Annotated in this window: 12 protein-coding genes; 9 read left to right on the forward strand and 3 right to left on the reverse strand. The window is 53.2% G+C overall.

Annotated elements, in window-relative coordinates:
- Positions 1-80 precede the first annotated feature (80 nt).
- The 8 genes from KUO20_RS07800 to yidD all read left to right on the forward strand — a co-directional run bounded on the left by KUO20_RS07800 (position 81) and on the right by yidD (position 8,522).
- Complete coding sequence (locus KUO20_RS07800; RefSeq protein ID WP_235042287.1) at positions 81-1,169, forward strand: TlpA family protein disulfide reductase; 1,089 nt, start codon at positions 81-83, stop codon at positions 1,167-1,169.
- A 125-nt stretch (positions 1,170-1,294) separates the two neighbouring features.
- Positions 1,295-3,346, forward strand: a complete 2,052-nt coding sequence (locus KUO20_RS07805; protein ID WP_235042288.1) for a protein-disulfide reductase DsbD family protein — start codon at positions 1,295-1,297, stop codon at positions 3,344-3,346.
- Positions 3,347-3,782: 436 nt separating this feature from the next.
- Positions 3,783-4,619: an ATP-dependent zinc protease family protein gene (locus tag KUO20_RS07810; protein ID WP_235042289.1), complete on the forward strand. Its 837-nt coding sequence runs from the start codon at positions 3,783-3,785 to the stop codon at positions 4,617-4,619.
- A gap of 38 nt (positions 4,620-4,657) precedes the next feature.
- Positions 4,658-6,181, forward strand: a complete 1,524-nt coding sequence (locus KUO20_RS07815; protein WP_235042290.1) for an inactive transglutaminase family protein — start codon at positions 4,658-4,660, stop codon at positions 6,179-6,181.
- Positions 6,178-7,176 (forward strand): alpha-L-glutamate ligase-like protein, encoded by a 999-nt coding sequence (locus KUO20_RS07820; protein ID WP_235042291.1) that lies wholly within the window; start codon positions 6,178-6,180, stop codon positions 7,174-7,176. Before KUO20_RS07815 ends, KUO20_RS07820 begins: the two co-directional genes overlap by 4 nt.
- 63 nt (positions 7,177-7,239) lie before the next feature.
- Positions 7,240-7,683 (forward strand): transcriptional repressor, encoded by a 444-nt coding sequence (locus KUO20_RS07825; protein WP_235042292.1) that lies wholly within the window; start codon positions 7,240-7,242, stop codon positions 7,681-7,683.
- Positions 7,684-7,707: 24 nt separating this feature from the next.
- Positions 7,708-8,184, forward strand: coding sequence for a phosphoribosyl-AMP cyclohydrolase (gene hisI, locus KUO20_RS07830; protein ID WP_235042293.1), 477 nt, complete (start codon positions 7,708-7,710; stop codon positions 8,182-8,184).
- 2 nt (positions 8,185-8,186) lie between these two features.
- A complete protein-coding gene (gene yidD / locus KUO20_RS07835; protein ID WP_235042294.1) occupies positions 8,187-8,522 on the forward strand; it encodes a membrane protein insertion efficiency factor YidD in 336 nt (111 codons plus the stop codon).
- 17 nt (positions 8,523-8,539) lie between these two features.
- Here the strand turns inward: yidD and KUO20_RS07840 are convergent, their stop codons facing one another.
- Positions 8,540-8,956, reverse strand: coding sequence for a SufE family protein (locus KUO20_RS07840; protein WP_235042295.1), 417 nt, complete (start codon positions 8,954-8,956; stop codon positions 8,540-8,542).
- 45 nt (positions 8,957-9,001) lie between these two features.
- Entirely contained in the window at positions 9,002-10,213 is a 1,212-nt protein-coding gene (locus KUO20_RS07845) for a tyrosine-type recombinase/integrase (protein ID WP_235042296.1), read from the reverse strand.
- 226 nt (positions 10,214-10,439) lie between these two features.
- Here KUO20_RS07845 and KUO20_RS07850 point away from each other — a divergent pair, with 226 nt between their 5' ends.
- The gene (locus KUO20_RS07850; RefSeq protein ID WP_235042297.1) at positions 10,440-11,489 is read left to right on the forward strand and encodes a DNA-binding protein; all 1,050 of its coding nucleotides are present in this window, start codon (positions 10,440-10,442) and stop codon (positions 11,487-11,489) included.
- Positions 11,490-11,632: 143 nt separating this feature from the next.
- On the opposite strand, the gene nfuA is transcribed toward KUO20_RS07850, so the two are convergent.
- Complete coding sequence (gene nfuA, locus KUO20_RS07855; protein ID WP_235042298.1) at positions 11,633-12,256, reverse strand: Fe-S biogenesis protein NfuA; 624 nt, start codon at positions 12,254-12,256, stop codon at positions 11,633-11,635.
- Positions 12,257-12,393: the final 137 nt, after the last annotated feature.

Consider the following 12,393-nt stretch of genomic DNA (forward strand, 5'->3'; position numbering starts at 1 on the left):
GAATTACCTTCCACAGTATTCTTATCGGCCTCAACAACGATTGAGCCAGGCCATAACAATTTGCCAAAGGGAACAAACCAATGCGCATATCAAACTTGAGGCTTTCAGTTGCGATACTGCTGGCCATGTTGGTCAGCTATGCAGGCTCGGTGCATGCGGGCGAAACCACAGATCAACAAGAAGGCGATCAAACTTACGATCAGAACGCCGACGGTGAACAACGTGCTAAAGCGGCTGGCGAGTCGCTAATCGGTCAACCTGGCCCTGAATTGAGCCTGACCACGCTGGATGGCGATACCATTGATCTGGGCGCACTGTATGGCGTCAAACCGGTGTATATAAAGTTCTGGGCCACCTGGTGTGTACCCTGCCGCCAACAGATGCCGGGATTCCAGGCGTTTCAGGAAGCGCATGGTGACGACATCCAGGTGATCGCCGTGAACACCGGCTACGCTGACACCGCCGAGTCTGCACGTGAGTATCGCGAGGAAATGGGCCTGACCATGCCTATTACGGTAGATGACGGCACGCTGGCCGAAGCACTGAATCTACGCGTCACCCCTCAGCATGTGTTGATCGATCGCAGTGGCCACATCACTCATATTGGCCATCGTGACGACCAGGCATTGGAAGATGCATTGCAGGCGCTGCTGGCGCCCGCTGACACCAATTCGCCAACGACCGAAGGAGCGGCCGTCGAGGATATCGACGACAACGCCTTGGCGGTAGGCGATACGGTTATTGATCTTAGCGTCACCACGCGTGGCGGCGACACCATCGACCTAACCCGAGCAGCGACCGACAAGCCGCTGGGTGTGGTGTTTTTTGCCGCGTGGTGTGAGTCTTATCTTGCCGAGAGCCAGCCGGATACATCCACCGCTTGCCGGCGCGTGCGCGAAACTGTCAACCAGTTGAGCAAGGATCAAAATGTGCAGTGGGTGGGCATTATTTCGGGCCTTTGGACGAAGGATTCCGATGTCGAAAGCTACCTGGATACCACCGAGACGGCGATTCCCGTGCTGCTCGACGCTGAGGGCGAGATACACCGTCGTTTCGGCATTCAACAGATACCCAGCGTTGTGTTAATCGATGCCGACGGCAAGGTAGCCGAAAAGCTTGGGCCACAAGATACTGGATTAGCCGAAGCCGTCGCGCGCGTCAGTCAATAATCTATCGCCATGCCGCGCAGGCCTCTCTGCGCGGCAGCCTTCAATGGAGCAGCCCGCGTCACGCGCGCTGATAGCCAATGCCTCGATTCCTGTACCGCTATTGTGTGCTCTTTTGCCTGATTTTCATGTTGATTCCCCGGATTGGCGCTGCTCAGGAATTTCCCGGCCTTTCGGGCGAGGTACTGATCAAGAGCAGCCTGATCGCTGAAACAGAGCAGCCCGCAGCCGGTAGCTCCAGCACGTTAGCTGTCTTCATGGAGCCGCAGTCAGGTTGGCATGGGTATTGGAAACAGCCGGGCAGCATTGGTCTGGCACCTCAGTTTGACTGGCAGTTACCCGCTGGTGTCAGCGTAGGCGATGCCGCCTATCCAGTGCCGCATACGCTGATGACCGGCGATTTGATGAATCATGTCTTTGAACATCCTTACGCGTTATTGCTACCTATTGAAGTAGATGCCTCGGTGGCGTCGGGAACCTCTTTGCCGATCACCGTCGATTTCAACTATCTTGCCTGTCGCGCTGACGCCTGCGTGCCCGAACAATCAACGCTGTCCATAACGCTCATCGTAGGCGATGGCCGCATTACGCCCGAGCACAAAGCGCGCTTCGATGAATGGCGGCGTGAACTGCCCAGGCCGCTAGGCTCGCAGGCAAGCTTTGTGACGACCGACGATAATCGGCTGCGTGTCAGCGTCCCATTGCCTGCTAGCGTGGAGCTCAATGATCCACACTTGTTTGTCGCTACCGACAGCATTGTAGATCCCGCGTCTGATCAGCTATTCAGCCGTGAGGATGATACGCTGACCATCGAAACTCAGCTGTCAAAATCCTGGTCGACAGGCAGCCCGCCTGATGAGTTCGAGGCGCTTTTGTCACTGGGCACCGGTACCGGTTTGGCATTGGTTGGCTATAGCGATGATGCGCTATCGGCGAACGCAAGCGGATCACAAAGCAGCGTCAGATTGATACTAACCGTATTTCTCGGCGCCCTTTTGGGCGGCGTATTGCTCAATATCATGCCCTGCGTGTTTCCTATTCTAAGCCTTAAGATACTCAGCCTTGCAAGCCTCTCTGGTGGTGAGCGCGAAGCTCGGCGCGAGGCGCTAGCCTACACCGCGGGTGTGGTTATCGTTTGCCTACTGCTGGGTGGGATGATCATTGCTTTGCGGGTAGCGGGCATTCAAGTGGGCTGGGCATTCCAGCTGCAAGATCCGAGAGTCATCGTAGTGTTGACGCTGTTGACCGCCGCCATCGGTTTTAATCTGGCTGGCCTTTTTGAGCTGGGTTCGATCAGTGCCGGTGGCAAACTGGCTGGCCAAGACGGCGTGGCCGGGGCGTTCTGGACGGGTGTGCTTGCTGCTTTCGTCGCAACGCCTTGCTCGGGGCCTTTTATGGCCACGGCGCTTGGTGCAGCATTGCTGCTCCCCACGTTTGCTGCACTGATGATTTTCGCGGGTTTGGGACTAGGGATTGCCCTGCCGTTCCTGTTGCTTGGCTTTATACCGGCGCTTCGCCGCCACCTCCCACGCCCTGGCCCTTGGCTTGCAAGCTTTCGGCATATCATGGCCATTCCCATGTTCCTAACCGCCCTGGCGTTGGCTTGGGTGCTTGGCCGCCAGCTCAACAATAACGGTATGATTGCGAGCCTCGCTCTGATCATGCTGCTGGCGATAGGGCTTTGGTTCACCGGACTGCGCCAACGCAGCGCCAAGCGATTAAGCTGGCTGCCCGCCGGAGTAGCGGCCGGGCTCACGCTGGCAGGAAGTGTGCTTGTGCCAGGCTCATTTGCCCAGCACGAGGTAGACGCCAGTGCGCGTGCTATTTCAGGCGACATACGCATAGTCGAATTCAATGCAGACCGCTTGACCGAGCTTCGTCAGCAACAAAACGCCATTTTTGTCTATTTTTCCGCAGACTGGTGCGTCACGTGCCTGATCAACGAACAGCGGGCGATCAATACAGCCAGCACACAGAAAGCATTTGAGCAGGCGGATGTGATCACTATGAAGGGCGACTGGACCAATGGCGACCCCGCCATTACGGCTTTTTTGGAGCAGCATGGCCGCTCAGGAGTGCCTCTCTATTTATGGTACGCCCCAGGCGAAACAGCGCCTGAGGTGCTTTCGCAGATTCTTGCGCCTAACGTTTTAGCTGGGTTAGCGGGCGAATCGGATTAACCCACTCTCTTTTCGGGTATGCCATAGCGAAGAAATTTTTAGGTGCGGTGTCGCTGCCAGCTTAACGGGCGGCGTCACACGCACCGATAGGGCCCTTTAATCAGCAACGTATTCTCCCTGAAGAGGAAAAGCGCACCGTTTTGGCGAAAATTCTCGGTGATGCTAGTCGTTTCTGGAATACGATAATACCCATCGCTGGTTCATAAGCTAACCGCGATCCAGTCATGTTCACAAACATCATAAGCCGGTATCCTTCTGATTCTATTGATAACCTCGCCCTCCTTGGGCCTTGTCCTGCTATCATGCCCACGAATCTCTAACGCTTTCATTAATTTAGCTTAACGAGGTGGGTGTTTAAAAAGCCTTAATGGCGTTGGACACTAGTCTCCCTTCTCCTTATCATTCTTCAACTTATTGTCCAAGGATATCGCTTATTATGCGCCCAGGTGTTTTGTGGCTAATAGCTGGCTTGTCGCTCTCAATCGCAGGCTGCGCAGCAACCCAGCCGGAACCTAGTGGCCCGCCGCCGTTAAGTGAGGCGTCATTCAATTCACGTATCCTTGAGCTAGAAAGCCAGTTAATGCAGCAATGCGATGCTCGCGCTGACCTGCAGTCGCGTCAACTGGACGAGCAGCAGGTTTTAACCGCGGATGTACGTGAAGTGGGCAGCCTGCTGCGCTACTTGCGCAAAGACGTACAGCAGTTGGAAGCTCGCGATGACGAGCCGGTTATCATTCGCGAAGAATGTGAAGTCGATGAAAGCTTAACCACCAAAACGCTGCTGGGTCGTAGCGAATGGGTGGGTTTGCCCAGCATGGGTACTTATCTTAAAGCGCGGGTGGATTCCGGTGCTAATACGTCATCGTTGTCTGCCTCTGATATCACCCGCTTTGAGCGAGATGGTGAAGACTGGGTGCGTTTCAAACTAGCGCTCAACGAGGACGATATTGCCGTTGAGTCTCAGCGAGATGAATGGATTGAGGCGCCTATTGTTCGTCGAGTGCGCATTGTTCAAGCTTCTGGCGAAGAGTCACGTCCGGTTATCTCTTTATTGATGACGCTGGGCCCAATACGTGAAAACGTTGATTTCACCCTCAATGATCGTACGCATCTTGATTACCCTGTCCTACTTGGTCGGCGCTTCTTGATGGATATTGCTTTGATCGACGTGGCGGGTACGTATTTGCACGATCGACCCGAGTTCCCAGGGGGCGAGTCACCCGATCAAGCTGCTGAAGATGAAGCAGCTGATGAAGACGATACTGAAGAGTAACTGAGCTCCCCTGGCGCTTCACCCTGAAAGGAATCTGCATGTCCCGGTTAATGTTTTATATTATTGTCGGCTTTTTATTGGTTGTTGGTATTGCGTCCAGCGTGCACCGCCATGTGCAGTTTGAAATTCCTTGGCTACCGGGTGAACAGCGTCAGGTATGGGAAATTGAGGCGGGCATTACCTTCAACGCGCAGAATGGGCCCGTGCAGGTCGATATGGCGCTGCCTTCCCACCAAGCCGGCTATCGTGTTTTAACCGAAAACACTGCTTCTTCAGGATACGGGCTGGCTTATCGTGGTGATGAGCTAGGCCGCACGGCTCAGTGGACTATCCGCAACGCTGCGGGTAGTCAGCAGCTGTATTACTCGGTTCAGATGTTGGTGTCTCAAGAAGCTCGCTCTCCGATCCAGGCACCGCCTGAGTTAACGGCCGCAACGCCATGGGAAAGCCCGTATGATTCCGCTGCCAGCCAGCTAATTGAACAAGCCTGGGCACGCAGCGCGAATAACGCTACCTTCGCACGTGAGCTTATTCGTGATCTTAACGGCGAGCGCCAGGAAGAAAATGCGCGCCTGCTGCTCTCACAAGAAGCGCCTGCAGCGCTGGTGGTGCGCTTGCTTAATCAGTCGGGCGTATTGGCCCGTGAAGTCAGCGGCCTTATTTTGGAGGATGGCCGTCGCCGTCAAACGTTAAGCAGCTGGATCCAAGTCTTTGCCGACGACGGTGTACAATGGTCGATTTTCAACCCCGTTACCGGCGAGCAAGGCAAGCCTGACAATCTGCTGCTTTGGGAAACAGGCGGCAGAGCGGTGCTTGAAGTTCAGGGCGGCACAAATTCTCGGGTTACATTCTCAATGATGACCCATGACCAGCCTGCCTCCGCTGCGGTGCGTAATCATTACTCTGACGATACATTGCTAAATTTCTCTATCCATAGCCTGCCATTAGAAGAGCAGGCGCTGTTCCAGACTATCTTGCTTATCCCGATTGGTGCATTGATGGTGGTATTGTTGCGGGTGCTTGTGGGTCTTAAAACATCCGGTACCTTTATGCCGGTATTGATCGCCCTCGCCTTCATTCAAATCTCTCTTACCACTGGATTGATCGGCTTTTTGCTGATCGTTGCCATGGGTCTTATTATTCGTAACTATTTGTCTTATCTTAATTTACTGTTGGTGGCCAGGGTGTCGGCGGTCATCATTACGGTCATTGCGATTATCTCTATCTTTACCGTGTTGGCCTACCGCATGGGGCTCAGCGCCGGGCTTACCATCACCTTCTTCCCGATGATTATTCTCGCTTGGACTATCGAGCGAATGTCGATTTTATGGGAGGAAGAAGGCCCCAAACAGGTGTTAATTCAAGGTGGCGGTAGCTTGGTAACGGCTGTTCTAGCTTACTTGGCGATGAACAATCCTTGGGTGCGCCATATCACGTTCAACTTCTTAGGTGTGCAGTTGATACTGATGGCGCTGATTCTATTGCTGGGCAATTACACCGGTTATCGTCTGTTAGAGCTGCGCCGCTTTAAGCCAATCACTGACGACGAGAAGCTTCCATGAGTTGGTTGAAAAACTGGACCTGGCCAACGCGCCTGCGCGATAAAGGTATTATCGGTATGAATCGGCGCAATATTCGCTATATTGGCCGCTATAACCGTCGTCACCTGTATCCACTCGTCGATGACAAGCTCAAGACTAAGCTGTTGGCTCAGGAGTATGGAATTACCACGCCGAAACTGATCGGCACCGTGACCACCCAGTTTGGCGTGAAGCACATTAGTGAAATGCTGGCTGGGCACGGTGGGTTTGTGATTAAGCCTGCCAAAGGCAGCGGCGGTAAAGGCATACTGGTAATTGAGCATGTAGACGAACACGGTTTCATCAAGCCCAGCGGTATGCGGCAGTCGATTACTGATATTGAGCGGCATGTCTCAAACATTCTCTCAGGCCTCTATTCCCTGGGCGGTTCGCCTGACGTGGCCTTGATTGAAACGCTGATTAACTTCGATGAAAGCTTGATGGACTACACCTATGAAGGCGTTCCCGACATACGGGTAATTGTCTTCAAAGGCTATCCGGTGATGGCGATGATGCGCCTTTCAACCGCCGCATCCGATGGCAAGGCCAACCTGCACCAAGGTGCGGTGGGCGTTGGCTTAAATATTGCCACTGGCGCGGCACTGCGTGCCGTTCAATTTGATATGCCGTGCTTTAGCCATCCGGATACCGGACACGATTTAGCAAGTTTAGTGGTTCCCCAGTGGGACACGCTGCTGCACTTAGCGGCAGGCTGCTATGAGATGACGGGGCTAGGTTATCTTGGCACCGATATGGTGCTCGATCGCGAGCATGGTCCGATGCTGCTTGAGCTTAATGCGCGCCCTGGTCTTGCCATTCAAATGACTAATGGCGAAGGTTTGCGACGCCGGCTTGATCTTATTGAGCAGCAGCCAGACAATGTGCCGACTATTGAGCGCGTGGCCTTTGCACAACATCATTTTGCGCGCCAGAGTGAATTAGTCGAAAGCCAAGACACCTCTTCTGCGAATGCGTAAACTTGGTCTATAAAAACTAGGTTCTAGTCGAAATTTACGCTGACAGCGTTCACTGAGTTGCCCATGACCCAAGCGAATACATTACTGCAGCAGGCTGAATCTCAGTGCCATATCCGTGGCGTGCGATTTACGCCCATTCGTCGGCGAGTATTGGAGTTAATCGCTGAAAATGGTGGTGGGCTGAAGGCTTATGATTTGCTTGATAAGCTTTCCACTGAGCATGCCGCGGCTCGCCCGCCGACCGTTTATCGTGCCTTGGAGTTCTTGATTGATCAGGGGCTTGTCCATCGCATTGAATCTTTGAATGCCTACGTAGCCTGCGCCTGTCCTGAGCATGCTCACGGTTTTCAACTGCTGATCTGCCGTCAATGTGGCTATGTGGAAGAGCTGCATTTAGATGCAATCAGCGAGCAGCTCGTCGCGCTTGCTCAAGGGCAAGGCTTTAAGATCGAGCGCCAAACTATTGAGCTGCAGGGGCTCTGCCAGCGCTGTCGAGCCACTTCTTAATCGAATTGTTAGTGAGTATATTCAATGTCCCGTTTTGATCAGGTTGCGCCAGATGCCCTCTTTAAGCAGTTAGAGGGGGCGTCACCTGACGATAGCCTGCCCTCTGTCGCCACGCTTCTCTCCGCGGTTAAATTCAATGCTGATGGTTTGATTCCTGCCATTGCGCAGCAGCATGATTCAAAAGAAGTATTGATGATGGCCTGGATGAATCGCGAGGCATTAGAGGAAACGCTCACGACTCGTCGCGTTTGTTATTTCTCGCGCTCGCGGCAAACGCTGTGGCGGAAAGGTGAGTCATCGGGTCAGCAGCAGCAGCTAGTCTCCGCAGCCCTTGATTGCGACGCTGACACAGTCCTTCTGTACGTGGATCAAATGGGGCCTGCCTGCCACACGGGTCGTCGCAGCTGCTTCTATATTGCGATCGATGAACATCAGGCCGTAATTACCAGTACGCCGTTAATCGACCCTGAACAACTGTACGGTAAAAAACACGAGTCTTAACCATGGCACGCTGGAAATCAGCACTGCGATCAGGCCCGCGCTGGGCGCTAATGAAAGTAATGATTGGCTTGGTGAGAGTCTATCAGTACACGCTCAGCCCGCTGCTTGGGCCCCGCTGCCGCTTTTGGCCTAGCTGCTCATCTTATACAATTGAAGCTATTCAGGTACATGGCCCTCTAGCCGGTGGCTGGATGGCCATTAAGCGTATCGTTAAATGCCATCCTGGCCATGCCGGGGGCATGGACCCTGTTCCCGGCGGGCGCAGTGAGCAGCTTTGCCGCGAGGACGATGACTCAGACCCAGCACGCCCCACCCGATGCGATCACCCTCCCCGCTAAGCAAGAATTCTTAACGACTATTTTTGCTGTGCAACCAGATAAATTCTTTCAAGCATGGCGTGCAAGCCGTTGCTGCGAGTTGGCGAAAGATGTTTATCCAACCCTAAGTCGGCCAAAAAATGAGGCTTGGTAGCGCGAATTTCAGCCGCCGTTCGTTCACTGTAAATGCGCAGCAGTATCGCAATCAGGCCAGATACAATGGCGGCATCTGACGTTGCTTTGAAAACCAGCCTATCGCCCTGCTCTTCATGACGCATCCATACATTTGACTGGCAGCCCTGTATCTTAAATTCCTCGCTTTTCCACTCATCGGGAAAATCAGTTAGCTGCTTGCCCATATCGATAATGTATTGATAGCGATCCATCCAATTATCGAATATCTCGAAATCATCAATCAGCTCTTGCTGGGCCAGCTCGGCGCCGGAAGTGCTCATGGTATGTCCTTGTAAATAGTGATTGCCTGCTTAAATGCTCTCGTTTTAGAGATTATCAACCTGCCCATTATAACGACTCAACGGCGGCTTGAGGGAGTCATTGGTACCTGAATTATCGTTTAGCTGCTGCAGTCGATGCCGCTGTTGCTCGCGATGCCATTCGTTGTCTTCACTATGCAAATAGCGTGAGGTTGTTTCTAATCGCGCATGGCGCGCGCTTTCCGCTAAATGCCTTAGGCTAATGCCTGACTGGGCTTGATGAGTGATGGAGGTGTGCCGTAACCAATGTGGTGTCGCCTGGCGCAGTGCGGCAATGTGCGCAGGCTCGCCACCTTCATCTTCCAGCGCATCCGCCGCCTCCTGAAAAGTGGCGCGAATAAGTCGATAAAGCTGGTTGTGGCCAAGACCGCGCTGCCCATCCAGTGAGCGCAGCACGGGTGCTACAGCTTCCAGCTCGCCAACCTGCTCAGGCAATCCAAGCGCTTGGCGCCATTGATCTAAACATGCCCGCATATCATCGGGCAGCGGGATTCGCGCTACTTTGTTGCCTTTGCCTACCACGGACCACCACCAGCGCCCTTCGCTGCGCTGAAAATCACCCATTCGGGCATCGGCCATTTCGCTAACGCGTGGCGCAAGTAGATAGGCAAAGCCAAATATGAACTGCCGCCTTGCCTGTTCAAAATAAGCGCGGTTGTTCTGGCCGTCTTCTAACGGCATGTTCAGCCACTGCCATAGCCACGCCCATAGCTCACTTTCCAAATAGCGCTCAATGCGCGGGGTTTGATTATTCAGGCGTCTTGATTTGTCGCGCATCAAGCGAAACGGGTTATGGCTAACCCAGCCTGCCTCCACCAGCCAGCTAAACATTCCTTGCAGTATGACAAGGCTTTGCCGGCGGCTGGGCGGTGATAGCGGGCCGCGAAACGGTCGCCATTCTGGATGCGCGCGTGGCTTTGAAGGTCCTACCCACTGTTCGCTGGGCTGTGGATCAGCAAGAAATGCTTCAAAACGATGCAGCGTTTCGCGATTTATATCGGTAAGCGCAAGAGCCTGGCTGCTCAGCCAAAGCAGAAGCCGCTCTGATTCACGCCGATACGCCTTAAACGTTTGGCGGCTATCCGCATATTCCTTAAGCCATGCCATGACTGCCTGGGCATCATTTCTAGCAGAAATTCTGCCACCAGCCGGATTAGCCGTTAACTCATTGTTTAGCAAAATAAATTGCGCCTCGCTGAGGGGCTGTCTCTCTGGCATTGAATAATCCCCTTCTCTTTGGCTGTGCAATTACTGGCTGGCTATGGCTATGGCTATGGGCAAAGCCTGCACTTATCCCGACATAAATTCAAGATAATACGCGTAATCTTGAATTTATAGGATATAAAATAAATAAAATTACGTAAAACGTAATATGTAATAATTGCGTTTTATTGGAATAGTCACGACAATAGGCGTTACAAATTTAGCGACAAAGGAACGCCCGATGGCCCGCAACGGCATTCAGTACAGTGATGTGCAGCAAGCCATAGATGTGCTGCTAACGCGGGGTGATAATCCCAGCGTACAGCGCATCCGCGATGTCTTAGGCACGGGCAGTTTTACGACCATTAGCGAGCATTTCAGGCTATGGCGAAGCGAGCGCGAACAAAATCGTGACGTTCCTCCGCCCAAAGGCGTACCTGAAGCTGTGGTGACGGCGGCTAGCCAGCTGTGGAAAGAAGCCCAAGAAGCCGCAAATCAAGCGCTAGTGCATTACCGTGAAGAAGCTAATCGGCAGGTAGAAGCCGCCCAGCAGGCGGAACAAGAAGCCAGCCGACAAGCCGCTGACGCCGAGCAACGTGAAAGCGCCCTTGCTGAACATCTACGTCACGTTGAGCAGCGTATGGAAGCGCTCAACCGGGAATTAGCGACGAGTCAGGCAAACGAGCATCATTGGCAGCAGCTAGCACAGGATGCGCGCGATGAAGCCGTTCAGTTAAAGCAGGCGCATCAACAGTGGGTAGTGCAGGCAGAAGAAAATGCGCATGCTAGGGCGACAGAGCTTGATCAGCAGCGTCTAGCGGCAGAACAGCGCCTTGGGCAAGAAGAGCAGCGCCACGAAGCAGCAGAGGGTAGGCTAATGGCGATGCTAGATGCGGCTCAGCAAACGCGAGCACAGGAGGAAAAGGCGTATCAAAAACGTCTTGCTCAGAGCCAGCAGCGCATCGAGACACTAAGCCAAGAATTAAACCTTAAACAGCAGGCGCTACACCAAATGCAGCTGGAATCCGGTGAGCAAGAGCAGCAGCTGAGCGCGAATGATCAGCGCATCGCCGCGTTAACGAAACAGCAGCAATCGTTAATGGAGCAGTTAAACCAGGCTCAGTCAGCGCTAAAGCAGCAGGCCCAACAGCAGGTGGAGAAAGAGGCCTTGCTTCAGCAAGAGTGGCAAGAAAAGCTTTGGAGCCGGATGGAAGCGTTACAGCAGCAGTTAACGGAGTTGCCAGCATCGCTTGCCGATAAAGCGCCACCGTCAGCGTCACCAGAGAGCTGATAGGCCATTTTGCCTCTATGCTCATGAAAACACCCAGCACGGGGGCCGGGTGTTTTGTTCAGCATTTATATCCTATCAACAGCTGTCGCTTATCAACATCAATAGCTAGTTAGTGACAGCGGCTTCAACAGTTTGATGCCGTATTACTGATAATAGGCGTTGGTAGTATCAGAGTGGTCGGTGACGTCGCGAATGCCGGCAAGTTCTGGGATGCGCTCCATCAAGGTTTTCTCCACCCCGTCTTTCAGGGTTAAATCAACCGCTGAGCAGCCCTGGCAACCGCCGCCGAAAGCTAATACCGCGTACTGCTGCTCGGTTAGCTCTATCAATTTTATTTCACCACCGTGCGCCGCAAGCCCGGGATTGATCTCGCTGTAAAGAACGTAATTAATACGGTCTTCAAGGGGACTATCGGCGTTAACCTTGGGCATTTTGGCGTTAGGAGCTTTGATCGTCAGCTGACCGCCCATGCGGTCAGCGTTGAAATCGACGACCGCCTCTTCCAGAAAGGCCAAGCTGTTCTTATCGAGAAACACGTTAATTTTCTCGAGTTCCAGCGTGACATCGGTGGGTTCTTCTTCACCGGGGCGGCAGTAAGCCAAACAGGTTTCCGCGTACGGCGTACCTGGCTGAGTAATGAAAATGCGCACTGCGATACCTTCTACGTTTTGCTTTTCAAGCAATTCGGAGAGATATTCCTGAGCACTATCAGTAATATCGATACCTTGGGTATCGACGCTGGTGTTTTTTTCGCTAGTCGTGGTCATGAGGGGTGTCTTCCTCCCGTGGTAGTGGCTAAGCCTAATGACTAAACCACTTCACATGTCATTTGTTACTATGGTAAGCAAAACAGCGCTCTGACACAATCCCGAGTAATTTAGTAGGCTATTTAAAAGGCTACGTT

This window comes from Vreelandella profundi (assembly GCF_019722725.1).
In the GTDB taxonomy this organism is placed as follows: Bacteria; Pseudomonadota; Gammaproteobacteria; order Pseudomonadales; family Halomonadaceae; genus Vreelandella; species Vreelandella profundi.

Coding starts and splice junctions, on each gene's coding strand:
- KUO20_RS07800 (WP_235042287.1), top strand. CDS start 81: ATGCGCATATCAAACTTGAGGCTTTCAGTTGCGATACTGCTGGCCATG.
- KUO20_RS07805 (WP_235042288.1), top strand. CDS start 1,295: ATGTTGATTCCCCGGATTGGCGCTGCTCAGGAATTTCCCGGCCTTTCG.
- KUO20_RS07810 (WP_235042289.1), top strand. CDS start 3,783: ATGCGCCCAGGTGTTTTGTGGCTAATAGCTGGCTTGTCGCTCTCAATC.
- KUO20_RS07815 (WP_235042290.1), top strand. CDS start 4,658: ATGTCCCGGTTAATGTTTTATATTATTGTCGGCTTTTTATTGGTTGTT.
- KUO20_RS07820 (WP_235042291.1), top strand. CDS start 6,178: ATGAGTTGGTTGAAAAACTGGACCTGGCCAACGCGCCTGCGCGATAAA.
- KUO20_RS07825 (WP_235042292.1), top strand. CDS start 7,240: ATGACCCAAGCGAATACATTACTGCAGCAGGCTGAATCTCAGTGCCAT.
- hisI (WP_235042293.1), top strand. CDS start 7,708: ATGTCCCGTTTTGATCAGGTTGCGCCAGATGCCCTCTTTAAGCAGTTA.
- yidD (WP_235042294.1), top strand. CDS start 8,187: ATGGCACGCTGGAAATCAGCACTGCGATCAGGCCCGCGCTGGGCGCTA.
- KUO20_RS07840 (WP_235042295.1), bottom strand. CDS start 8,956: ATGAGCACTTCCGGCGCCGAGCTGGCCCAGCAAGAGCTGATTGATGAT.
- KUO20_RS07845 (WP_235042296.1), bottom strand. CDS start 10,213: ATGCCAGAGAGACAGCCCCTCAGCGAGGCGCAATTTATTTTGCTAAAC.
- KUO20_RS07850 (WP_235042297.1), top strand. CDS start 10,440: ATGGCCCGCAACGGCATTCAGTACAGTGATGTGCAGCAAGCCATAGAT.
- nfuA (WP_235042298.1), bottom strand. CDS start 12,256: ATGACCACGACTAGCGAAAAAAACACCAGCGTCGATACCCAAGGTATC.